Annotated in this window: 20 protein-coding genes and 2 pseudogenes; 9 read left to right on the forward strand and 13 right to left on the reverse strand. The window is 69.1% G+C overall.

Translation table 11 applies throughout. The features are described 5' to 3' along the window. Positions 1-95 precede the first annotated feature (95 nt). Positions 96-716, forward strand: coding sequence for a TOPRIM nucleotidyl transferase/hydrolase domain-containing protein (locus tag OG219_RS44370; RefSeq protein WP_266836852.1), 621 nt, complete (start codon positions 96-98; stop codon positions 714-716). A 70-nt stretch (positions 717-786) separates the two neighbouring features. On the opposite strand, the gene OG219_RS44375 is transcribed toward OG219_RS44370, so the two are convergent. Further along, on the reverse strand, positions 787-2,055 hold the full coding sequence (locus OG219_RS44375; protein ID WP_266836854.1) for a serine hydrolase: 1,269 nt from the start codon (positions 2,053-2,055) through the stop codon (positions 787-789). A gap of 66 nt (positions 2,056-2,121) precedes the next feature. After that, a complete protein-coding gene (locus OG219_RS44380) occupies positions 2,122-3,018 on the reverse strand; it encodes an alpha/beta hydrolase (protein ID WP_266837935.1) in 897 nt (298 codons plus the stop codon). A gap of 117 nt (positions 3,019-3,135) precedes the next feature. Between OG219_RS44380 and OG219_RS44385 the strand changes: the two genes are divergently transcribed. Next, positions 3,136-4,170 (forward strand): helix-turn-helix domain-containing protein, encoded by a 1,035-nt coding sequence (locus OG219_RS44385; RefSeq protein WP_266836856.1) that lies wholly within the window; start codon positions 3,136-3,138, stop codon positions 4,168-4,170. Between the two features lie 15 nt (positions 4,171-4,185). Here OG219_RS44385 and OG219_RS44390 read toward each other — a convergent pair whose 3' ends face one another. Further along, positions 4,186-4,647 carry an Lrp/AsnC family transcriptional regulator gene (locus OG219_RS44390; protein ID WP_266836858.1) on the reverse strand — a complete coding sequence of 154 codons (462 nt, stop codon included), beginning with the start codon at positions 4,645-4,647 and terminating at the stop codon, positions 4,186-4,188. A gap of 147 nt (positions 4,648-4,794) precedes the next feature. On the opposite strand from OG219_RS44390, the gene OG219_RS44395 reads away from it, so the two are divergent. Next, positions 4,795-6,078, forward strand: coding sequence for a CynX/NimT family MFS transporter (locus OG219_RS44395; protein WP_266836860.1), 1,284 nt, complete (start codon positions 4,795-4,797; stop codon positions 6,076-6,078). Between the two features lie 21 nt (positions 6,079-6,099). Here OG219_RS44395 and OG219_RS44400 read toward each other — a convergent pair whose 3' ends face one another. Next, positions 6,100-6,825: a DNA alkylation repair protein gene (locus tag OG219_RS44400; RefSeq protein ID WP_266837937.1), complete on the reverse strand. Its 726-nt coding sequence runs from the start codon at positions 6,823-6,825 to the stop codon at positions 6,100-6,102. A 204-nt stretch (positions 6,826-7,029) separates the two neighbouring features. On the opposite strand from OG219_RS44400, the gene OG219_RS44405 reads away from it, so the two are divergent. The 3 genes from OG219_RS44405 to OG219_RS44415 all read left to right on the forward strand — a co-directional run bounded on the left by OG219_RS44405 (position 7,030) and on the right by OG219_RS44415 (position 10,567). Beyond that, a complete protein-coding gene (locus OG219_RS44405) occupies positions 7,030-7,905 on the forward strand; it encodes a LysR family transcriptional regulator (RefSeq protein WP_266836862.1) in 876 nt (291 codons plus the stop codon). Between the two features lie 119 nt (positions 7,906-8,024). Further along, positions 8,025-8,891: an NAD-dependent epimerase/dehydratase family protein gene (locus OG219_RS44410; RefSeq protein WP_266836864.1), complete on the forward strand. Its 867-nt coding sequence runs from the start codon at positions 8,025-8,027 to the stop codon at positions 8,889-8,891. Positions 8,892-8,932: 41 nt separating this feature from the next. Beyond that, positions 8,933-10,567, forward strand: coding sequence for a Na+/H+ antiporter (locus tag OG219_RS44415; protein WP_266836866.1), 1,635 nt, complete (start codon positions 8,933-8,935; stop codon positions 10,565-10,567). Positions 10,568-10,600: 33 nt separating this feature from the next. On the opposite strand, the gene OG219_RS44420 is transcribed toward OG219_RS44415, so the two are convergent. Then, positions 10,601-11,374 (reverse strand): NADPH-dependent F420 reductase, encoded by a 774-nt coding sequence (locus OG219_RS44420; protein ID WP_266837938.1) that lies wholly within the window; start codon positions 11,372-11,374, stop codon positions 10,601-10,603. A 165-nt stretch (positions 11,375-11,539) separates the two neighbouring features. Here OG219_RS44420 and OG219_RS44425 point away from each other — a divergent pair, with 165 nt between their 5' ends. Beyond that, positions 11,540-12,367, forward strand: coding sequence for a helix-turn-helix domain-containing protein (locus OG219_RS44425; RefSeq protein ID WP_266836868.1), 828 nt, complete (start codon positions 11,540-11,542; stop codon positions 12,365-12,367). A gap of 214 nt (positions 12,368-12,581) precedes the next feature. Here OG219_RS44425 and OG219_RS44430 read toward each other — a convergent pair whose 3' ends face one another. The 6 genes and pseudogenes from OG219_RS44430 to OG219_RS44455 form a co-directional block, all read right to left on the reverse strand. Then, complete coding sequence (locus OG219_RS44430) at positions 12,582-13,877, reverse strand: MFS transporter (RefSeq protein WP_266836870.1); 1,296 nt, start codon at positions 13,875-13,877, stop codon at positions 12,582-12,584. Positions 13,878-14,722: 845 nt separating this feature from the next. Further along, positions 14,723-15,952, reverse strand: coding sequence for an MFS transporter (locus OG219_RS44435; RefSeq protein ID WP_266836872.1), 1,230 nt, complete (start codon positions 15,950-15,952; stop codon positions 14,723-14,725). 431 nt (positions 15,953-16,383) lie between these two features. Further along, positions 16,384-17,804 (reverse strand): annotated as a pseudogene (locus tag OG219_RS44440) (aldehyde dehydrogenase family protein). Continuing rightward, positions 17,801-17,935 carry a hypothetical protein gene (locus OG219_RS44445; RefSeq protein ID WP_266836874.1) on the reverse strand — a complete coding sequence of 45 codons (135 nt, stop codon included), beginning with the start codon at positions 17,933-17,935 and terminating at the stop codon, positions 17,801-17,803. Before OG219_RS44445 ends, OG219_RS44440 begins: the two are co-directional and overlap by 4 nt. Positions 17,936-18,085: 150 nt before the next feature. Continuing rightward, positions 18,086-18,490 (reverse strand): nuclear transport factor 2 family protein, encoded by a 405-nt coding sequence (locus tag OG219_RS44450; RefSeq protein WP_266836876.1) that lies wholly within the window; start codon positions 18,488-18,490, stop codon positions 18,086-18,088. Positions 18,491-18,585: 95 nt separating this feature from the next. Continuing rightward, on the reverse strand, positions 18,586-19,566 hold the full coding sequence (locus OG219_RS44455; protein WP_266836878.1) for an aldo/keto reductase: 981 nt from the start codon (positions 19,564-19,566) through the stop codon (positions 18,586-18,588). Positions 19,567-19,770: 204 nt separating this feature from the next. On the opposite strand from OG219_RS44455, the gene OG219_RS44460 reads away from it, so the two are divergent. Then, the gene (locus OG219_RS44460; RefSeq protein ID WP_266836880.1) at positions 19,771-20,682 is read left to right on the forward strand and encodes a helix-turn-helix domain-containing protein; all 912 of its coding nucleotides are present in this window, start codon (positions 19,771-19,773) and stop codon (positions 20,680-20,682) included. 91 nt (positions 20,683-20,773) lie between these two features. Here the strand turns inward: OG219_RS44460 and OG219_RS44465 are convergent, their stop codons facing one another. Continuing rightward, the gene (locus OG219_RS44465; RefSeq protein ID WP_266836882.1) at positions 20,774-21,418 is read right to left on the reverse strand and encodes a maleylpyruvate isomerase N-terminal domain-containing protein; all 645 of its coding nucleotides are present in this window, start codon (positions 21,416-21,418) and stop codon (positions 20,774-20,776) included. 99 nt (positions 21,419-21,517) lie between these two features. On the opposite strand from OG219_RS44465, the pseudogene OG219_RS48320 reads away from it, so the two are divergent. Next, positions 21,518-21,775: pseudogene (locus OG219_RS48320) on the forward strand (hypothetical protein); the annotation flags it as partial. A gap of 370 nt (positions 21,776-22,145) precedes the next feature. Here the strand turns inward: OG219_RS48320 and OG219_RS44470 are convergent. After that, positions 22,146-22,532 carry a hypothetical protein gene (locus OG219_RS44470; RefSeq protein ID WP_266836884.1) on the reverse strand — a complete coding sequence of 129 codons (387 nt, stop codon included), beginning with the start codon at positions 22,530-22,532 and terminating at the stop codon, positions 22,146-22,148. Between the last annotated feature and the right edge of the window lie 15 nt (positions 22,533-22,547).

Consider the following 22,547-nt stretch of genomic DNA (forward strand, 5'->3'; position numbering starts at 1 on the left):
GAGCGGCTCGTCGGAGCCACCGCACTGACCCCGGCCCGCAGCCTCCCCGGAAAATCGCTCCGCAGTGCGCCGGACGGCGAGAGACACTCATGCCCATGGATGACACAAGACGCTTCAGCCGGGCGGCAGTTCAATGGGCGGCCGGGAGTGCCCATGCCGCCTCCGCGGCGCGGGAACTGGCCGGCGGCCTGGACATGGTCGTGCTCGTCGAAGGCGTCAGCGACCAAGCCGCCCTCGAAGCGCTGGCCGCGCGCCGCGGCCGGGATCTCGATGCGGAGGGCATCGCGATCGTGCCGTTGGGGGGTGCGACGAGCATCGGAAGGTTCCTGAAGCTGTTCGGCCCGCAGGGCCTCGGCCTGCGGCTGGCGGGCCTCTGCGATGTCGGCGAGGAACCCTACTTCCGGCGCAGCGTGGAGCAGGCGGGGCTCACGTTCAGCGCCTTCTACGTCTGTGAAGCGGACCTCGAGGACGAGCTGATCCGCGCGCTCGGGGCCGACTCGGTGCAGCAGGTCGTCGAGGAACAGGGTGAGCTGCGTTCCTTCCGTACCTTCCAGAAGCAGCCCGCCCAGCGCGAGCGCACCGTGGAGCAGCAGCTCCGGCGTTTCCTGGGCACGCACAGCGGCAGGAAGGCGCAGTACGCACGCGCGCTCGTGGAGCACCTCGATCCGGCCCGTGTGCCACGGCCCCTGGAGCTCCTTCTCGCGGATACCACCTGACGCCTCCGAGGATGCCCCGACCTCAAGGCCGGAGCATCCTTCGCCACTACCAGCTCCTCCCGACTGGACCTCATCGAGACGCATTCTCAGCCGGGGCGTCTCCGTTCCCGCACATCGCTTGCTGGTGGAGGGTCAACAGCGCGTCGTCGATGGGGTGGTGCTGCGGGTTCCCCGAAGCGTCCAGCTTGTTCCACCTCGCGAGGTTCATCGCGACGGACATCTGCCGCCTGCCGTCGGCGCGGGTCCAGGACATCGTCAGGGCGCCCCAGACGGTGCCGTCGTGGCCCCAGAAGGTGCCGCACCCCGGGATCGTGACCTTCTGCAGTCCGAGGCCATAGTCGATCTGCTGCCCTTCGAGGCTGACGACCGGGACCGTGCGCTGCATCTGCGCCAGCGATGACTTGTTGACGATCTCGCCGCCGAGCAGCAGGTCGTAGAAGCGGTTGAGATCCTCCGTGGTCGAGACCAGACCGGCCCCTGTCGTCACCCAGGACATGTTGTAAACGCTGTAGTCGCGCGGCGGGTCGATCAAGCCGAACAGCGCCTCGTACATCCGCGAGTGCGGCCCGTTGATACGCGGCCCCGACGGAAACTCGGTGTGCTGGAGCCCTGCGCGCTCGATGACGTTCCGGGTGATGTAGTTCTCTGCCGTCGTGCCGGTCACCTGCTCCAGGAGTTGGCCGAGGAGCAGGTAGTTGGTGTTGGAGTACACCCCTGGAGTACCTCCCGGCTCGCCGACGACAGGCGCCGTCAGCCCCATCTTGATCAGCTCAGCCCGGCGGAACTGCCTGAACCGGTTGTCGTCCAGGCTCTTGGGCGACAAGTCCGGCAGAGAAGGCCACGCATTGAACGACGGGAACGCATAGGGGAGGTACTCGGCGATGCCGCTGGTGTGGTTGAGCAGCATCCGAACCGTGATCTTCTTGCCGCGCTCCCCCGGTACCAACCGCGGCAGGTAGCCGCCGATCGGCGCGTCGAGCCGGATCCGGCCCTTCTCGACCTGCTGCAGGACCGCGGCGGCGGTGAACGTCTTGGTGATACTGCCGACACGCTGCCGCATGTCGGCCTTGATGGGGCGGCCGATCGTGACATCGGCGACCCCGGAAGCGCCGCGCCACACCTGGCCGGCGTCGCGCACCTCGGCGTACACACCCGGCATCCCCGCACGGTGGACACCGTCCAGTGCGGACTTCAGCCCCGCAGAATCCAAGCCGGCCGATGTGCTCGTACTGGCGGCCGGTACGACCCCTGTCGCGTTGAGCGCCGGAACTCCCGTCGCCATGCCCGCACTCACGCTCAGAGCGGCCACGCTTCCGCACACGACCAGTCGGATCTTCATGACGCCGTCCTCTCATGATCAGTGAGTGCAGCGGGGACACTCCCCGCGCTCTTCGACATCGACGGCTCACTCGGCCAGGGCGCGGCGCAGCGCGGCGCCCAGTTCGGCCATCTGCCGCTGCGAGACCTCGGCGGACACGATCGCCTGCGAGCCGTGGAACGTGCCCGGCCACTGGTGCAGTTCGACCGACACACCCGCCTGGAGCAGGCGCAGCGCGTAGGTGATGTCCTCGTCCCGGTTCGGACAGAACTCCGCGCTGGCGATGTAGGCGGCTGGCAGGCCGGACAGGTCGGCGGCCCTCCCCGGGGCGGCGTACGCCGTGGCGGGTGTGGAGCCGAGGTAGTGCCGCCAGGTCGCGGCGATCTTGTCGCGATTCATCCAGGGCGTGTCGGTGAAGTTCCGCGCCGACCATGTCTCCTGCCGGTCGTCGAGCTCGGGCTGGTTGAGCAACTGGAAGCGGATCGGCGGCCCTTGCTCATCACGCGCCCGCAAGGCCACCGCGGCCGCGATCCCCGCGCCGGCGCTGTGACCACCGACCGCGATCCGCCCCGGGTCCACGCCGAGCTCGGCCGCGTGCTCGGCTGTCCAGACCAGCGCCGCGTAGGCGTCGTCGAAGGCGGCCGGGAACCGGTGCTCGGGGGCCAGCCGGTAGCCCACCGAGATCACCACCGCGCCGGAGGCTTCCGCGACCCGGGTGGCCCACGGGTGTTCGGTGTCCAGGTCGCCCATGACGAATCCGCCGCCGTGCAGCCAGACGATGGCGCCCTGCGCCTGGTGCGGGCGATAGATCCGCACCGCCACGTCCGGATCGGCGCGCACCGTGCGGTCCTCGATCTCCATTCCGGCGGTGTCCGGTGGTGGCACCGCGGCGGCGAGACCGGCGAAGCTCTTGCGGTCGGTGGCCGGGTCGGTCAGGTCGGTCCGGGGGAACAACGGTATGAATGCTTCGAGTTCGGGATCCATGTCGGCCATCCTCACGGTCGCCGCCCCCGAGTTCATCCGCCGTCCGTCGGCCAACTCGCCCGGATCGCGCACCGTTTGGCGCCGCTCCTGCTGCCGGGGAGGCTCTATCCTCCAGCCATGGAGGCTCTGGCCGTACGGCTGTCGCACCTGGATTCCCAAGCCGAAGGCGCGATCCGGGTGGTGATGTTCTACGACACGCTGATGCGTCGGCGAGTGGATCTCCCGGCGCTCGCCCGGGCGTCGGGGGTTCTCGCCGAGTGTGTGGCCGGGATTCGGCTGCACGGCACGGGGCGGGCGATCCGCGTCTCGTCGGACGGCAGGGAAGCGTCAACTCCGCCGTCACCCGCGTCCACCACGGCGTCGATCACACTCGACGAGGAGGAGATCGGCACGGTGTGGCTGGAACGCTCCGGCGCGCCCGGCTCGCTCGACGAACTGATGCTGGACCGGCTCGCCCTGGCCGCCGCGGCGGTCGTCGAGCGGTACGGCCCGGCCCGCACCACCATGGCCGACCCCGCCCTCGTCGAACTGGTCATCAGCCCCGACAGCGACGAGGCGGCGAGAGCTCGGGCGCTACGGCTCCTGGGCTTTGCCGCCGACCTGCCGGTCCGTGTCGTCGCCGTACGGTCGCAGCTTCCGCTCGACAAGATCGGCTGCCTGGTGTGCCCGGGCCGCCCTGTGAAGGCGGCACCGCTCGCCGACGTGGGAGTCATCCTGGCCACCAGGGAGGACCTGGCCAAATTTCCGGCAGGCGTACGCGCGGGCATCGGAGCCGCCGACAGCCCCGACCGGTCCTGGCGGGAAGCGCGCACCGCCCTCCGCTTCACCACCCCACGCGAACCCGTCATCCGCTACGCCGACCTGGGTGCGCTGGCGCTCCTCGCCGAGATACCCCAGGACACCGCGCGGGAAAATGCCGACGTGGCCGCGATCCTTCGCATGGCCGACAACCCAGAGGATCTGGAGACTCTGGACGCCTACTGTGCGACCGGCTCGCTCCGCCGGGCCGCCGACCTTCTCCATCTGCACCACAGCAGCGTCTCCCGCCGACTCGAACAGATCGGAAAGGCCCTGGGTTTCGAACTGACCCAGCCCTCCGGACTGGTACGCGCCGGGCTCGCCCTCACCGCCTGGCGGCTGCTCGACGACTGAGGAAGTTCCGTGGGCTCATCCTTTCGCCAGTCGGTCCAGGAGGGCCCGGGGGCGGTACGGGATGACCTCGGCCAGTGAGATGGCCGTGCTGGTCCGGTCGACTCCGTCGATGGCGAGGATCGCTTTGGTGATGCGGTGCAGGTCCGTGGTGTCCTTGGCGACGACGTGGGCGAGGAGGTCGGCGTCGCCGGTGGTGTAGTGGACCTCGATGACTTCGGGGAGGGCGAGCAATCCCTCATGGACGCCCTCGGGTTCGGCCTGACTCATCGTGAGCGACATGAACGCCACCAGGCCGTATCCGAGGGTGGCGGGGTCGACGCGCCGGCTGAAGGGCTTGAGCGTGCCGTCGGCGGCCATCCTCCGCAGCCGGGCGTGAACGGTGTTCCGGGCCACCCCCAGAGTCTGGGCCAGGGCGAGGATCGTGGCGTCGGGGTCGTCGTCCAGGGCGAGAGCGATCCGGGCATCCAAGGGGTCCATCGGTGTCATGGTGCGCATTTTGCCACTTGAGCAGCTTGCCACTAAGCATCTGTCGCACTTCATAGGGCTTGTATTGCGCACATGACCCGGTGTGTGGTCAAGGTGGCGGGACGTTCCACACTCCCGCCCTGATGAAGGACCGCCGCCATGGCCTCGACGACCCATCCCACCGGCACCGGCACCGGCAGCTCCTGGATCGTCATCGTGTCCGCCGGGGTTGCTGCCGGGCTGCAGGTGTGGAAGCTGCCGCCCGCGCTCCCGTACCTGCGGCACGACCTGTCGCTGCCCCTGGTCCAGGCCGGGACCCTGCTGGGGATCGTCCAGCTGGCCGGGATGCTCGGCGGACTCGCCATCTCGCTCCTGGCCGAACTGATCGGCGAGCGACGGTGCCTGAGCTTGGGGCTGGTCCTGCTGTTCCTCGGATCGGCGGGCGGCGGCTTCGCCTGGTCGGCAGCTCCTCTGCTGGCCTCCCGGGCGGTCGAGGGTGCCGGTTTCATCCTGGTGGCGGTGACCGGCCCGGGGCTGATCCGCCGCAGCACCCCACCCGGCCGCTTCACCACGGCCATGGGCTTCTGGGGCGCCTACCAGGGCATCTCCACCTTCGCCGGGCTCATCACCGGCGCGCTGGTGCTGCAGGTGGTGCCGTGGCGGGTGTGGTGGTGGGCCATGGCCGTGCTCGCACTGGCGCCGCTGCCCTTCGTCCTGGCCCGCGTTCCCCGCGACGGCGTACGCGGTGCCCGTGCCGCGGCGGCCGCCCTCGCCCGCATCGGCCGCACCGTCCGAGCCCCCGCCCCATGGACGGCCGGGCTCGTCTTCGCCTGCTACACCCTCCAGTGGATGGCCGTGGTCGGGTTCCTGCCGACCATCTACCGCGACAGCGGAATGACGGGCATCTGGCCAGGTGTGCTGAGTGCCTTGGTCGGTGCGGCGAACGCCATCGGCTCGATCACCACGGCGGCGTTCATGAAACGCGGCCTGCCCGCCCGCGTCCTCCTCATCCCCGCCTTCACTCTCATGGCCACCACATCGCTGCTGGCCTTCGTCCCCCACTGGCGTGCGTTGCCCGCAGGCACCACCTGGCAGTTCCTGTGCGTCGCGGCCTTCTCACTGATCGGCGGCGCGATACCAGCCGCTCTGCTGAGCATGATCGGTGAACTGACACCGACAGGGGGTTCCGCCCCCGCCACCATGGGCCTGATCCAGCAGCTCTTCAACGCCGGCAGCTTCGTCGGTCCCACCCTCGCCGCATGGCTGGCCACCCGTACCGGCGGCTGGCAGTCCACTTGGTGGATGACCTGTGCCTGCGCGGCCGTGGGCATGGTCCTCAGCCTCCGCCTCCGCCTCAGGCCCGGGGCCACGGTCCCGGTGGTGGACGCGACGACCGCCCTCGCCACGTCCGCACAGCCTTCCGAGCCCTCACGACGCCGCTGACGGTGTCTCCGACGCAGCTTCCTACTTGTCGTTGCCGTGCTTGTCGTTGTCGTGCTTGTCGTTGCCGTGCTTGTCGTTGTCGTGCTTGTCGTTGTCGTGCTTGTCGTTGTCGTGCTGTCGGCGCACCATCTCGGTGATCCAGATGGGCGCGAACGGCGACGTGCAGCCCGGAGACGTCGGGTAGTCCTTGAGCACCTCCAGGCGCTCACCGATGTCCATTGCACGGGTGCGGTGCTCGGCGTGCTCGATCCCGATCTGAGCCAGGCAGTGGTTCATCGCCCACTGCAGGCGATCCGGGGCGTCCTTCATCTGCGCCTCGATGACGTCGAGCAGTCCTGTCAGGTCGAGGACCTCGGGCTTCTTGGCCACGCGTTCGGTGGTCAGCGCCCAGCCGGCACTCGCGACCACCGGATCCGGATCGGCGGACCAGGCTAGGCGCAGCTCTTCGGAGTGCGGGTTCTTCTTCACCACGTAGTTCACGAGCCAGTCGTGCACCTTGGGCGTGCGCGCCTCGCGCAGCATGACGTCCAACTCGTCGCGCTCGAACGCCTTCGGGCGGCAGATCAGGATCGCCAGCAGCCTCGCCGCGGTGTCGTCCGTCTCCCAGAGCCGGCAGGCGAGTTCCTGCTGCGTCTTCAGCCGCTTCGCGAGTGCGCGCAGTTTGCCGAGGTTCACACCGTGATCGTCGCCGTGTCTCTCGTTCACCTCGCGCGTCTTCGGGTCCTCGAGCCCGGCCAACTCGGCCATCACGTCGGCCACCGTCGTCTCGGTCGGCGTCGTCCCGGTCACGTCGGCCTCCTGTCGATCACATACGAGGCTCAGCCTAGCGAGGTGCAGGAGCTACAGTCCCTGGCCGCCTCCCGCCACAGACGCATCCGCACGCCGGCCGCACCGTGGCCGGGCTCCCCGATGACACGGTCCGCAAGAACTAGTCTGGAACGTGGGGTCTGCATGGCGGGAGATGTCGTGGATGTCGATCTGCGCAAGTTGCGCTACTTCGTGGTGGTGGCCGAGGAGTTGCACTTCGGCCGGGCCGCCGAGCGGCTGCACATCACTCAACCGGTGCTGTCCCGGCAGATCCGCGCGCTGGAGCGGGAGCTGCGCGCGCAGCTGTTCGCCAGGAACAAGCAGAGCACGGAGTTGACGGCCGCCGGCCGTCAACTGCTGGAGGACGCGCGCCCTCTGCTGGCCACCTCGCAGGCCCTGTTCCGCCGGGTCCAGCAGGCAGCCCACGGTTCCACGGCGTTCACGGTCGGCTTCATGCCCGGGATCACCGTGACCGGCGCGGTGCGCGCCTTCTCCGCCAGGCATCCGGAGCTGAGTGTGCAGGTGGTGCGCACTTCCTGGGGTGACCAGGTCCAGGGGTTGCACGAGGGGGTTCTCGACGTGAGCTTCGTACGGCTGCCCGTCGACCGTCGCGGGCTGGAGCTGCGCCCGCTCTTCCGGGAGCCCCGCGTCGCCGTACTGCCGGCGGACCACCGGCTGGCGGGCAAGGAGTCCATCGTCATCGCGGATCTGGCCTCCGAGCGGCTGCTGCAGGACCCCGACGCCGTCCCCGAGTGGCGTGATCTGCCCGAGCGGACCGGCGGCGACGAGGCCGGGCCGCGGCCCTCGTTCGCCACCGTCGAGGAGAAGTTGGAACACGTCGCGACGTCCGGGGGCGTCCTCGTCCTTCCGCTGTCCACGGCGGCCTATTACACCCACACCGATGTCTCGCATGTGCCCGTCGACGACATCGGCCCGGGCGAGGTCTGCCTCGCCTGGAGCGCCGGCCGCCACTCCCCGCTGCTCCCGGAGTTCGCCGACATCGCCGCTGCCCAGCACTGATGCCCTGAGGGCATCACCGCTGACAGAAGAGGTCTTGGACGCCGGCGGAGGCACGGACCCAGGGTGGAGGAGCGGCGGATTCCCCCGTCGCTCCTCCACCCACAAGGACCGTGAGAGCGATGCAGATCTTCATCACAGGCGGCTCCGGCTACATCGGCCGCTCCACCATCGGGGCACTGACCGGGCACGGCATCGCCGTGACGGCGCTGGCGCGCAGCGAGCACGCGGCACGCACCGTGTCGGCCCTCGGTGCCACCCCGGTTTCCGGGTCGCTCACCGACACCGAAGTCCTCCGTGAGGCGGCCCGCGCAGCCGACGGGGTCATCCACCTCGGGGTGGACTACGCCGAGGGCACCGCGGACGTCGACCGCGCGGCGGCGGAGGCGATGCAGGACGGCGTGGGAAGCGGCCCCTATGTGCACACGGGCGGGGTGTGGGTGTACGGCGACACCGACGGGGTCGTCGACGAGGACGCCCCACTGAGCCCGCCGCGTATCACCGCCTGGCGGCTGGAGAACGAGAAGCGGGTGCTCGCCCGGGCCGCCACCGGAGAGCGCCCGGTGGTGGTGATGCCAGGGCTGGTCTACGGCCGCTCCGGTGGACTGGCGCAGTCGTTCTTCGTCGAGCCGGGGCGCACCGCGGGTGCCGTGCCCTGCATCGCGGACGGCGCCAACCACTGGGCGCTGGTCCACGTCGACGACATCGCCGAGCTGTACGTCCTGGCCCTGAACGCCACGGCCGGTTCCGTCTACGCCGGGGTGGGCGGCCAGAACCTTCCCCTGTCCGACATCACGCGGGCCCTCAGCCGCGCCGCCGGATGCCCGGACCGGATCGAGTCGCTGACCCTCGCGGAGTCCGTACGGCGGATGGGACCGATCGCCGAGGCGTTCGCCCTCGACCAGCAGTTCAGCGGTGCCCGGGCGCGCCGCGAGCTCGGCTGGACGCCCACCCGTCTCGACGCCCTGGCCGAACTCGCCCAGGGCTGAACCACCCACGGAAGGAGTGACTGCCAGGAGGGCGGTGCCGAATGCGGGGCCTGGAAGTCGTCGTGGTCGTTCTCGCGGCTGTGCTGGTCATGACGTGGCTGGCTCGTCGCCTGCGCTGGAACGAGCCGGTCCTGCTGGTGGCGGGTGGCTGCCTGATCGGTCTCACGCCCGAGTTCCGCACGCTGGTCGTGCCGCCTCCTGTCGTTCTGCTGCTCTTCCTGCCGCCCTTGCTCCACTGGGAGTCGCTGACCACCTCGCTCCGCGAGATCCGGACGAATCTGCGCGGCATCGTGCTGCTCGCGACCGGCCTGGTGCTGGCCACCGCTGCCGCCGTGGCGGGGGTGGGGCACGCACTGGGCCTCTCCTGGCCGCTCGCCTTCGTCCTGGGCGCCGTCGTCGCCCCCACCGACGCCATCGCTGTGGGGGCGGTCGCCCGGCTCCTGCCCCGCCGGATCCAGACCGTCCTGCGGGCGGAGAGCCTGATCAACGACGGCACCGCGCTTGCCCTCTACGCGGTGGTCGTCGGGGTCGCCGTTCAGGGACAGGCCGTCACCTGGTCGGGCACCGCCGCACGCTTCCTGCTGTCCTACGCGGGCGGTGTCGCGATCGGCGCCGCCTGCGCCGCGGTCGTGGTGGCGCTGCGCAGGCGATTGCGCGACCGCGTGTTGGAGAGCGCCCTGGCCGTGCTCACCCCATTTGCCACCTACCTGCCCGCTCAACTCCTGGGCGTCTCCGGCGTCCTGGCGGTGGTCACCTGCGGTCTCATCCTCAGCCAGGCAGGCCCCAAGGTGATCAGCGCGGGCGCCAGAGTGCAGATCACCGACTTCTGGGAGGTGAGCACCTTCATCCTCAACGGTGCCCTGTTCGTCCTGGTGGGCATCCAGACACCCGCCATCGTGAGCGCGATCGGTTCCGTCTCGCTGGGACACGCCGTGGTCACCGCGTCGCTGGTCGGCGGCGTGGTGATCGCCACTCGCCTGCTGTGGCTGTACTCGGTGCCCTACCTCCTCCGCGCCGTCGACCGCCGACCGGTCCAGCGCACGCTGCGCTCCAGCGCCCGGGAACGGTTCCCCGTCGCCTGGAGCGGGGTGCGCGGGGCCGTGTCACTGGCGGCCGCCCTCGGGGTCCCGACCACCACAACTGCCGGTCGGCCGATCGAGGGGCACGGACTGCTGGTGTTCACCGCCGTGGCCGTCATCGTGGTCACGCTGGTCGTCCAGGGGACGACCATGCCCGCGGTGATCCGCTGGGCCGGCCTTCGAGGCGACCCCGACGTGACCACCGAGGAACGCCATGCCCACCGCCGGATGGTCGATGCCGCGCTGGAAGTCCTTCCCGCCTACGCCGAGCGCCTGGATACGCCGCCGGGAACAGCCGACGCCATCGTGAGCGAACTGCGCCAGTACGCGGCCGAGGGCGCAGGACCGTCCGACACATGGCCCGGTGTGCGGGCCGGGCTCGAACTGCGCCGCACCCTGATCGGCGTCAAGCGCAGCGCCCTGATCCGCATGCGCGACCAGCGCATCATCGACGACATCGTCCTGCGCCGGCTGCAATCGGTTCTGGACAGCGAGGAGATCAGGATCGGGCTGGCCCTGCGTGCCTTCACCGGCCGACCGCCCTCACCATCGGCCGACGGGACGGCCGACCCGCGCGACAGGGTGCCCCGGGAGTGAGACACGTCGTCGCCGGCGCGCCGGGTTCGGGAGTCAGTCGTCGCTCGGGAGCAGGGTCTCGCCCGCCGGCAGGCGAACCGCGGTCCTGACGAGCTCGTCGATCTCCGCTGCGGGAACGACGATGCCGGGTGTCTGGAGGGTCCAGCGGAAGAAGGCCTCGACGTTCATGGGGGGTGTTTCGCCGAGGTAGGGCTGGACGTACACCGGTGTGTTCGGTTCACTTCGCCAACTGGCGGCGAGCGCGCCGATGTTCACCGTGTCGTAGCCGAGGATGTCCAACAGCCGGGTGGCCTCCGTGTTGGCCTCCGCGTCGTCCGCGGCGATGGGCAGGGCGCTGCGGTCCGGCGCGCCCGCGGGCCGGGCGAGGGAGACCAGCTGGTGCGGGGTGATGTTGTTCAGTGCCTTGACGACGTGGGAGTCCGCGAGGTGACGCTGCATCAGAGCGCTGGACGTCAGTTCACCGGCGTCCAGTTCGGCCAGGTGGCCGTCCCGCTGGGGGTAGTAGTTCGCCGTGTCCAGCACCGTCTTGCCGGCCAGGGCGTCGGCGGGGAGCTGTTCGTAGGCCTTGAGCGGGATGGCCGCCACCACCAGGTCCGCTGCGCGTGCTGCCTCTGCCGGTGTGGCGGCTCGGGCACTCCCGCCCAGGTCGGCGACAAGGTCAGCGAGTGTCTCAGGGTCACGCGAATTGCTGAGGACAACCTCGAGGCCGGCCGCAACGGCCAGACGGGCAACGGAAGACCCGATCATTCCGCTGCCGATGAGTCCGAGCGTCTGGGGCATGGCTTCTCTCCGTTCGTCGGTGTGGATGCCACGCCAGGAGCCGACGGGCGGCGAGCGAGCGCGGCAGGGCCACGCCGGTCGCGTGGGGGGCCCGCCTCACAGCCTGGAACTGCCAGGGCCGCGGACCCAGGCCCGTGTTCTGCGTACTCACGGCGTGATCACCCACGGCGCGCCCCGGCGTAAAGTCGTCACGTGGACGACCGGACCGAGCTGAGCGACTTCCTCAAATCACGCCGTGCCCGCCTGCGCCCGGAGGACGTCGGGTTGCGCGACTACGGCGGAGTACGCCGGGTCGCGGGCCTGCGGCGTGAGGAGTTGGCCCGTGTGGCGGGCGTGAGCATCGCCCACTACACGCGTCTGGAACAGGGCAAGGGCGAGGCCGTCTCGGACGAGGTTCTGGACGCCGTCGGCGCGGCGCTGCGTCTGGACGCGGACGAATCGGCGTACCTGCACCGGATCGCACGGCGCCCCCGGCCGTGTGCGGGGGGTGTGGCCTCGTCCGATGTGCGTCCGGGCCTGCGCTACCTGCTGGAGTCGTTCGTGATGACGCCGGCGCTGCTGGTCGGGCGGCACACCCAGATCCTCGGCTGGAACGGGCTCGCGGTGGCCGTGTTCGGCGACTTTCCCGCACTGCCGGAGAGCCGCCGCACGATCTCGCACCTGTGGTTCACCGACTCGTACCTCCAGCTGCACGGCACCGGTTGGGAACGGGCGGCACGCGAGCACGTGGCACATCTGCGCGTTCTGCTCGGGCGGTACCGCGGGGACGCCGGGCTCGCGGCACACATCGACCACATGCGGGATCTGAGCGGGGACTTCGCTCGGATGTGGGCGGAGCACCCGGTCGCGCAGGTCCGGGACCGGGCGTACGTCCTGCACCATCCGGTCGTGGGCGAACTGACCCTGCACGGCGAGCTCATCGCGCTGCCCGACGATCCATCGTGCTGGGGCCTGGACCTGTTCGCCGCAGAGCCGGGCTCGGCCTCCGAGCAGGCGCTGCGGAGACTCGCGAGTCTGTAGGCCGACTCGAAGCTCGGGGAGCGTTCCGCGACCGCTCCCCAGGAGCTGTGCCAGATCCGGGTCTTGATGTCGCTCGACGTCGCCTGGTGAGCGACTGCCGGTGTCTCGGACGGAGATCTCGGGGCGGAACAGCGCCACCGAACAGCGAGGCCTCAAGCGACGGCGAGAATTCGACCAGTGTGTTGCCCAACTGGTCGAACTCTGCGCCCGGGCGTCAATCCGCTCTGCGGGTAACCAGCCACACACAGCCGAGGCTGATCAGAGTCAGCGCCGTGAGGTACAGCGCGATCGGCGTGGTCGACGCCCAGCTCGTATAGAGAGCCGTGGCAACGGTCGGCGCGAGACCGCCACCCAGTATCGATCCCAGTTGGTAGCCGAGGGAGGCCCCGCTGTAGCGGATCTCAGCCTTGAAGAGTTCCGAGAACAGTGCCGCTATGGGCCCGTAAACGACACCCATGAATACCGCCGTCACCAAGAGTGCAAGCAGAATCATGGCGGGGTTCGCGGTGTTGATCATTGGGAACAGGAGAATCGCAGACGCGACAAGGCCGATGGAGCCGGCCCGGAGCACCCTCCGCCGGCCGTGTCGGTCGGAGAGAGCGGAGGCCCAGGGTATGACCGCGAGCCACACCAGGGAAGCGATGAGCGTGAAGACCAGGATGAGATTCCTGCTCAATTCGAGCACGGCGGTCGTATAGGACAGCAGGTAGGCCATGAAGATATAGCCGACCGCATTGATACCGATGAAGGCTCCGGCGGAGAGAACCACTTCCTTCCAGTTCTCCCTCAGCACCGTCACGATGGGCATGCGGTGCTCCGACTTCGCCTGCTTGACCGCCTGGAAGTCCGGGCTTTCGGAGATGGTGAGCCGAATCACCAGACCGGCCACGACCATGACCGCGCTCGCCAGGAAGGGCACTCGCCATCCCCAAGCGAGGAAGGCGTCGGTGCTGAGGTTGGTCGTGAGGCCGAGGAACACCAGGTTGGCAATAATGAGCCCTCCTGGCACGCCCATCTGCGGGAAGCTGCCGTAGAAGGACTTCTTTCGATCCGGGGCATGCTCGACAGCCATGAGGACTGCTCCGCCCCACTCTCCACCGACCCCTAGCCCCTGGATGAAGCGCAGGGTCACGAGCAGGATCGGGGCCCAGACGCCGATAGTGGCGTAGGTGGGGAGCAGTCCTATTCCCACCGTGGCAATTCCCATGGTGAGAAGGGAGATCACCAACATGGACTTGCGGCCGACCCGGTCACCGAAGTGGCCCATGATGATGCCGCCCACCGGGCGGGCCAGGAATCCGACCGAGTACGTGGCGAAGGCAGCCAGAGTTCCCGCGGCAGACGAGACGGCGGGGAAGAACAGCGGCCCGAACGCAATTGCCGCAGCCATGCCGTAGATGAAGTAGTCGTACCACTCAATGGCGGTTCCGACGAAGCTCGCTGTGGCCACCCGCAGCGGGCGGACCCGATTTGGCACGACCGTCTCGGGGAGGTTTCTGTCGATGGTCACTGCTGTCTCCTGACAGGGTGAATGATGCCGCCGCAGCTTTTCATCGGGGCTCAGAGAGGGAGATACCAGGGCGAAGTCAGGGATGAACGCGCCCAGTTGCCGGGCCAATCGAAGCGGTCCATCACTGCCTCGATCACGGCTGGATGTGCCCTGCCAGCTTGTGCACCGAGACCAGCTTTCTGGCTGGCCTCGTGCAGTTGGACTGAGCTGGTCGACTCAAGCGGAACACTGCACGGCCGGCTTCCGCGGGTGTCACTGGGTGAGTGACACCAACAGCGCCGACAGCAGGCGGCGGAAGACCGGGGCATGGTGGTGCCCGGACCGCTCCCGCCAGCCGGAGACAGAGACTCTGCAGCTGAGTGGACTAGGCCTTTCATCGCGTCGGCGGAGACTTCCGGGGCCGTGGTCGATCGCCGCCCCAGATCTCCCGACCGAACGATTGGTCGTTTGGTGATTGGTAAGTAAAGGCAGCCATGCAACCGGTGTCAAGAGAGTGGAACGGATGGAAATCTGCCCGGACAGGAGCATCACTGGGGCAATCGTTGACTGTCGCCCCTTAACACCACGGCTGCCGCAGGGCCGGCGTTGGCCACCGTGGGCAACTCGGGGCCGGACACCGCCGCGCAGGGACGGGCAGCCGCATCCTCCATCCGTCCCCACCCAGGACCGCGGTGCTCCCTCGATGGCAGACGGAAGGGGCGGTCGGGCAGGCCCTCAACCGCTGCGAGGTTTGCTGCTTTGCATGACTGCACTGCTGGAATGTGGCCGTGACCTTGCGCAGCCGGTCACCGGACGTGCCGCCCAGAGCCTGGCTCCGGACGGCACGCCCATGCCCGCGTTGCCCGCTACCGACCTTGATCGAGTGATGTCGGGGCGTTCGGCTGCACTGCGAACGCGGGTGACCTGGCTTGGCGTGCGGCAACGGCCATGACGATGACCGAGAGCAGGACGATTCCAGCGCCGACGTAGAGCGGTGAGGTGTAGCCGAGGCCCGCGGTGATGGCCACGCCCCCGAGCCAGGCGCCAAGCGCGTTGCCGATGTTGGACGCGGACACATTGGCGCTGGCGGCCAGTGCCGCCCCGTGGGCGTAGTCGGTGACGCGAGTGATCATGCCGGGCACACTGGCGAACCCGAACACGCCCATCAGAAACACGAGTATCACCGACGCGGTGGCGCTGCCGGCCAGCAGACCGAACACGGCCAGGGTGATGGTGAGTCCGAGGAGAGCGAGGAGCAGCGCGCGGTCACGGTCGCGGTCGGCCGCTCGCCCGCCGATCAGGTTCCCGACGACCAGGCCGACGCCGTACACCATCAGCAACCAGGCGACATCCGCCGAGGAGAAGCCACCGACCTCGGTGAACGTGTAGGCGATGTAGCTGAACGCACCGAACATCCCGCCGTAGCTGAGCGCGGTGGCCGTCAGAGTCAGCCAGACCTGCCAGGACCGGAACGCGCGGAACTGCGCCCGCAAGCCGTTCGGCGGCATCGGGTCCGAGCGGCCCGTCTCCGTCCCCGGCCGCGATTCTCCAACGCCGCCGGGGACGAGGGCGATGATTCCCGCCAGCGCGAGCACACCGATCGCGGTGACCGCCCAGAAGGCCGCCCGCCAGCCCCAGCGCTCACCGACCAGCGCACCGAACGGCACTCCCAGCACGTTCGCAAGCGTTAGGCCAGCGAACATGACCGCCACCGCGCGGGACTTCTTCTCCGGCGCGACCAGACTGCGCGCGACCAGCGAGCCGATACCGAAGAACGAACCGTGGCACAACGCCGCGACGATCCGGCCGAGCATCATCACCGAATAGCTCTGCGCGAGAGCGGACAACAGATTGCCGATGACGAACAACGCCACCAGGCCGACCAGGATCGCCTTACGGGGCAGCCGTGCCGTTGCCGCGGTCAGCGCGATCGCCCCGATCGCAACACTCAACGCATACCCGGAGATCAGCCGACCGGCGGCCGCCTCGGACACCCCGAAACTCGACGCCACCTGCGGCAGCAGCCCGGCGATCAGGAACTCGGTCAGACCGATACCGAACCCGCCGAGTGCCAGCGCGATGAGTCCACTCGGCATTCGACGCTCTCCGATCACGCGGCCCAACGAGCCGCTGGGGTACGGGACTTCCGGTCGCGACTTACGGATCGCCCGGATCTCGATCCGCACACGCATGGCCGCATGGCCGCATGCCGGGACGCGAAGCACCGAGGCACCCCTATTCCATCACTTGCACGTAGGTCGTACGGGTGTCCGTCGGTGCCATTCGTGCCGGAGGCCGCCACCCGGATCCGCCGCCCGCGTCCGCCTGCCTCCCCACACAGCAAGACGTCCCGTCCTCGGCTCCGACAACGCGCGATCGATGGTGTGCCATGACGGTGCAGGTACATGACGATCACGCCGCAACTCACCTTCAACCAGGTCGGCTTCGTGAACTGCTGGAACGGCAAGGCACCCTGTGGTTGCAAGGCTTCCCGGCGCGCACGTGAGCCGGGCCACCCGGCACCTTCCTAGCGGTGGATGGCCTTGACCTCGAGGAACTCCTCCAGCCCGAACCGGCCCAGCTCCCGGCCGTTGCCGCTCTGCTTGTATCCGCCGAACGGCGCGGTCAGATTGAACTCCCCGCCGTTGACGATGACTTGGCCGGTGCGCATGCGCTTCGCCACGGCCAGCGCGTGGTCCGGCTCGCCGAACACGCTGCCGCCCAGGCCGTAGACGGAGTTGTTGGCAATGGCGACGGCCTCGGCCTCGTCGGCGTAGGGGATCACCGAGAGCACCGGGCCGAAGATCTCCTCCTGGGCGATGACGGCGTCGGGCGCGACGTTGGCGAAGATCGTCGGGCGGACGTAGGCGCCGCGTTCGAGGCCCTCGACCGGGCCGGCGCCGCCGAACGCGACCGTGGCCCCGTCGGCGATGCCGCGATCGATGTAGCCGGACACCCGCCTCTGCTGGGCGGCCGAGGACATCGGGCCGATCCGGGTGGCCGGGTCGGTCGGGTCGCCCACGCCGTAGGAACCGGCGGCGGCCACCGCGAGCTCGACGATCTCGTCGTGCCGGCTCGCGGGCACCAGCATCCGCGTCCACGCGGCGCAGGTCTGGCCGCTGTTCATCCAGGCGTACTCGAGGCCGAGGTCGACGGCGTTCTGCAGGTCGGCGTCGTCGAGGATGACGTTGGCCGACTTGCCACCCAGCTCCAGCGCCACCCGCTTCACGGTGCCGCCGCACCGATCGACACCCGCTTGCCGGCGCCGGTGGATCCGGTGAACGACACCATGTCGATGCCCTGGTGGCCGGAGATCGCTTCGCCGATCACCGACCCGGCGCCGTACACGACGTTGAGGACGCCCGCCGGGACCCCCGCGGCCGCGGTCACCTCGGCGAACAGGGCGGCGGTGAGCGGGGTGAGCACGCTGGGCTTGAGCACCACCGTGCAACCGGCGAGCAACGTCGGCGCGACCTTCGCGACGGTCTGATAGAGGGGGGCGTTCCACGGCGTGATCGCACCGACCACACCGATCGGCTCGCGCACGAGCAGCGCGTTGCCCAGTTCCTCCTCCCAGGCGAAGCCGTCGGCCACCGCGGCGAAGCTGCTCGCAACCTGGTGTGGCAGCCCGGCCTGCACGACCTCGGCGTACGAGATCGGCGAACCCATCTCGGAGGTGACGGTGGCGGCGAAGTCGTCGATGGCGCCCTTGATGCCGTCGGCGATCCGGGCGATCGCGGCGGCCCGCTCACTGGCCGGCACCGCCGACCACTCCGGGAGCGCGCGCTGCGCGGCCGCGACGGCCCGGTCGACGTCGGCCGCCGTACCCGCCGGCGCGTCGGCGATCACGGTGGCGGTGGCCGGGTTCACGACCTCGATGCGCTCGCTCCGTCCGCCGACGACCTCGGCGCCGTCGATCCAGTGCTGGACAGCTCGCTGCTCGCTCATGCGCCGCCCTCCTCGCTGCGGATGGATTCGGCGTCGTCCAGGCCGCCGCCGGAGGTGCAAGTGTCGGCCAGGGACATGGTGTTCGGGCCGATCGGGGAAACCCGCAGGCTCCCCGGCATGACGTGCTGCATCGGAGAACTCATTTCTCGTCGAGAGTGTTGAAGGACCGTGCGTCAGAGGCAGGGCGAGGGTCGGCGTTCGCGGCATCCCCGCAGGCGGCGGCGAGTTCCTCTACTGGGTGAGGAACGTTGCGGGGCGATCAGCGAGTTCGAGTGCGCGCGCTATACGACCCTGGGCTTTTCGAGCATGGAGCCGACGTTGTGGTAGAACACCCGGTTCTCGACGATCTTGCCGTCCTTGAGGGTGAACTGCTCGATGAAGTGGGTCAGCTCTCCGGTCGTGACGTCCTTGATGCCGACGCACGCCGCGACGCGGTCGCCGTCGGCGATGGTGTAGTGCACCGTGATCGAGGAGACCTCGATGTAGTTCGGCAGGACCTGGGCGAGGCCGAGGAATTCGTCCTTGCCGTGGTAGGCCTTCCCGAAGGGCAGGAACACCGGCTCGATGACCGCGACGTCCTCGGAGAGAAAGAAAAAGACTCCCTCGACGTCGCCGCGGTTCGCCGCCGCGAACATGCCTTCGACGATCGCGCGGTTCTGCTCGGTCAGTGATGTGGCTGCGGACATGGCGTTGCTCCTCTGAGGCGGAGGCTCTCGGGCGTCGAGAATCTCGTTGGGGTTCGGTGGCCGGGCTGGTTGCGGCACACGCACTGATGCTGGGTTCAGCGGTCGATCGTGGACTCGTTGAAGTCGTCGTGTCGGGCGCCGGTGGCCGGCGTGAGGGTGTCGAGCCGCTGCAACTGGTCGGCGGTCAGGACGATGCCGTCGGCGGCGGTGTTCTCCTCGACGCGAGCGACTCGCCGGCTGCCGGGGATCGGGGCGATGTCCCCGCCCTGGGCCACCAGCCAGGCCAGCGCGATCTGGGCCGGTGTGGCACTGACCTCGGCTGCGATGTTCCGTACTTCGTCCACGAGCTGCAGGTTCTGGTAGAAGGCATCGCCGATGAAGCGCGGATTGGTCTTGCGCCAGTCGCCGTCGGGGATGTCGTCCGGCGTGCGGATCTGGCCGGTCAGGAACCCGTGCCCGAGGGGCGCGTAGGGGACGAGACCGATGCCCAACTCGCGTAGCAGGGGCAGCAGTTCGTCCTCGACGTCACGGGTCCACAGGGAGTACTCGGTCTGCAACGCGGAGATCGGGTGCACGGCGTGGGCGCGGCGGATCGTGTCCGTAGAGGCCTCGGACAGGCCGATGTGCAGGACCTTGCCTTCGGCGACCAGCTCGGCCACGGTGCCGATGGTCTCCTCGATGGGGGTGTTCTGGTCGACCCGGTGCTGGTAGTAGAGGTCGATCCGGTCGGTGCGCAGGCGCTTCAGCGAGCCCTCGACGGCGGTGCGGATGTTGGCCGGACTGCTGTCGAACAGGCCGGTTCCGTCCCCGGCATGGGACAGGATGCCGAACTTCGTGGCGAGGACGACCTGGTCGCGCCGACCCTCCAGCGCCTGACCGACGATCTCCTCACTGTGGTACGGGCCGTAGCTTTCGGCGGTGTCGATATGGGTGACGCCGAGGTCGAGCGCGCGATGGATGGCGCGGATGGATTCGGCGTCGTCCAGGCCGCCGCCGGAGAGGAGGGTGCCGGCCATGGACATGGCACCCAGGCCGATCCGGGAAACCCGCAGGTTCCCAAGCGTGGCGTGCTGCATGAGAGAACTCGTTTCTCGTCGAGAGTGTCGTAGGAAGGCGCATCAGTGGGAAGCAGCGAGGGTCGGCGTCCGCGGCATCGGGCGTCGATGTCGATCTCGCCGACATCCAGCCAACATCGGTTCACGACATCCCGACAGCCACTGCGAAAAGGGGTACTCACAGGGCCCCCTTGCGGGATGGGGGCCGGGCCTATCCTTGATCTCATGGACGAGAAGGAGGCCGCGCGGGCGGCGGTCCGCGAGTTCCTCACCACCCGCCGCGCCCGGGTCACCCCAACCGATGTCGGGCTTCCTCCGCAGGGCACCCGCCGTCGCGTGAAAGGTCTACGCAGGGAGGAGGTCGCGTTGCTCGCCGGGGTCAGCCCGGAGTACTACGTACGGCTCGAACGCGGCCAGGCAACCGGGCCCTCCGCCGGAGTCGTCGACGCCGTCGCCAACGTCCTGCGTCTGGACGACGACGAACGCGCTCACCTCGACCGACTGCTCGCCGCTCTGACCCCCGCGGCCCGCAAGCGAAGCCGCGGCGCGGCGAAGGACCTGGTCACCCCCGGAATCCGAGTGCTGCTGGACTCCATGGACCACCTACCCGCAGTGGTCTTCAACGGCCGGTTCGACATCCTCGCGGTCAACGCACTGGGGCGCGCACTCCTCGCACCCATGTACGACCTGCCCGGACGGACGAACAGCGCTCGCTTCCTGTTCCTCGACGAGCCCAGGGCCCGGGACCTGTTCCCCGAGTGGGACCGGATCGCGGCGGACACCGTGGCGATGCTGCGAATCGAGGCCGGCCGCCACCCCGACGACCCCGACCTGACCGAACTGATCGGACAACTCGCGACCCGCAGCGCCGAATTCCGGACGCGCTGGGCGACCAACGACGTACGAGCCCAACGAGCCGGCACGAAGACCTTCCGGCATCCGCTCATCGGCGAGGTCACACTGCCCTACGAGAACCTCCGCGTCGACGCCGTCTCCAGCCAGATCCTCAACGTCTACACCCCCCAACCCGGCACCCCCGAAGCCGACGCGATCCGCCTCCTGGCCAGCTGGAACGCCGACATCCAACGGAACAACGACGCGACAGCAGGAACACGCGGCCAGAACCCCGAGGACTGACTTGATCTTCAACCTGCGGACGCGGACTCAGCACACGCGCTTCTGGGAGAAGCTGCCGAGCAGGCATCGCAATGAAACCCACTCGACCCGCTCAACCCACTGACGCAATCATGGGCTCGTCCGTGATGTCGATCAGCCACTCCCCCGTCGCCTCGGGGGCGTCGGTGGCGTGGATGTAGAGGGTGCGGTCGGGGCCGAGGAGTTCGTGCCGCGCTGAATCCGACTCGTAGGCCTGCGGAAGGGTGCTGAACTCAACCCACTCGTCGAGGCCGTCGAGGGCAACGTCCGCATCGAGGATGAACGTCCCGCCGACCGCGGCGGTCGCGTCGAAGCGGTGCACGACGGTTTCGTACGTCATTCGGCGCGCCCAGAAGTGCGGGGTGCCACCCGGGGCCACTGTCCACACCGGGACGTCCGGGCCCGTCGCCCGGAGCGTGTCCGCGAGCAGGGCGGCTCCTTCCGTGAGCCAGGCGGCCAGCGCGGCCAGGTCGTCGTCCGCGTCGGGCGTGACGTCGTTGACCTGCTCGTCCGAGACGGGCTCGGTGGCCTGGGTCCGTACGACCGTCTCGGCCCAGCGGTGCGCGCCGCCGACGTGGCGCAGCAGGTGGGCGAGGGTCCAGCCGGGTACGGGCGCCGTGGCGTCCGCGCCTTCGACGGCCGAGGTCAACTGGGCGGTCTGGTCGACGATTCGGGCGGCATAGCGGTCGTGGACCGGGCTGGGGCTCGGACGCGTCATGGGCGTCACGGTAAGCCTCGGCGTTGAGGTTGCTGGGCAGGGACCACGGTTGGACGCCCCTGCGGATGATCTGGGGATGCTGATGCTGAAGTCGAGGCGTTGGCGGAAGGATCCTGCAGATGGCGCCGATCCCGCCGGGCCACGGCGGTCTCCACCTCGGAGGCGGATGAATGCCCTTACCCAGGGCTGGCTTCATTCCGTGCAGAGCAGGCTCGTTGGTTCTTCGGCAGGGACGCAGTTGCGGCAAGTCTGCTGGTACGCCTGGACGAACGTATGGCGACGGGCGGCCCGTTGATCGTGGTCGCTCCGTCTGGTGCGGGTGAATCCTCGGTGCTGCGTACTGGCCTGCTGGCCGCTTTGGCTCGCGGCGCCCTACCTGCCGCAGGATCGGCTGACGGGCCGCGCCTGTTGCCCACTCAAGGTCACGGAAGCGACAGTGACACTCCCGAGCCACTTCGCACTCCGATATCAGCGCGACGCTGGGCCTGCGCTGCCTTGCCGGACGGCGATGGGTGGCAGAAGGCGTGCGCACCGGCAACGTGGCTCCGGCCGTGGCCAGCCTCTCGCCCTGGTCGTGGCCTGGGTGAGTTGCGTGTCCTTTTGACCGGGAGGGGCGTCCGGGGCCGGGAGGGTTTCGGTGTGAGGGACGTTTCGGCGGGGAGACGGAAAGTCGTCTCCCCGCCGATGGAGTGGGGGTCACCGGGGACCGGTGACCCCCGATCATTCGCTACGCGGTCGCCTTGGAGCGGGCGTAGATCTCGTCGGGCTTCGGGAACTCCACAGCCGGGGACAGCCGAAGCGCTCCGGAATCCGCCTCGTAGTAGTACAGGCCGAACTCACCCGGAGCCGATCCGCACTGCCCCGCCGCGAAGGTGACGGAGATCCACTTGCTGCCTCCCGCGGGCACGGTGTCGACGCCCCAGGAGAACGGGCATTCCGGCTTGGTGTCGGACTTCTCCATCAGGCTGCTCAGCTGGAGCTGGGCTCCTGCCGAGATGGTGCCCGTCCCGCCCTTCTCGAAGGTGATCCAGTCGCCTCCGGGGTTGCTCCAGGAGCCGACGATCTGGCCTTCCGTGGGAACGGGGAGGGTTTCTTCCTTCTCGCAGGCGGACATTCCCGTGACGAGGAC

The sequence above is a fragment of the Streptomyces sp. NBC_00038 genome (assembly GCF_026343635.1).
Taxonomy (GTDB): domain Bacteria; phylum Actinomycetota; class Actinomycetes; order Streptomycetales; family Streptomycetaceae; genus Streptomyces.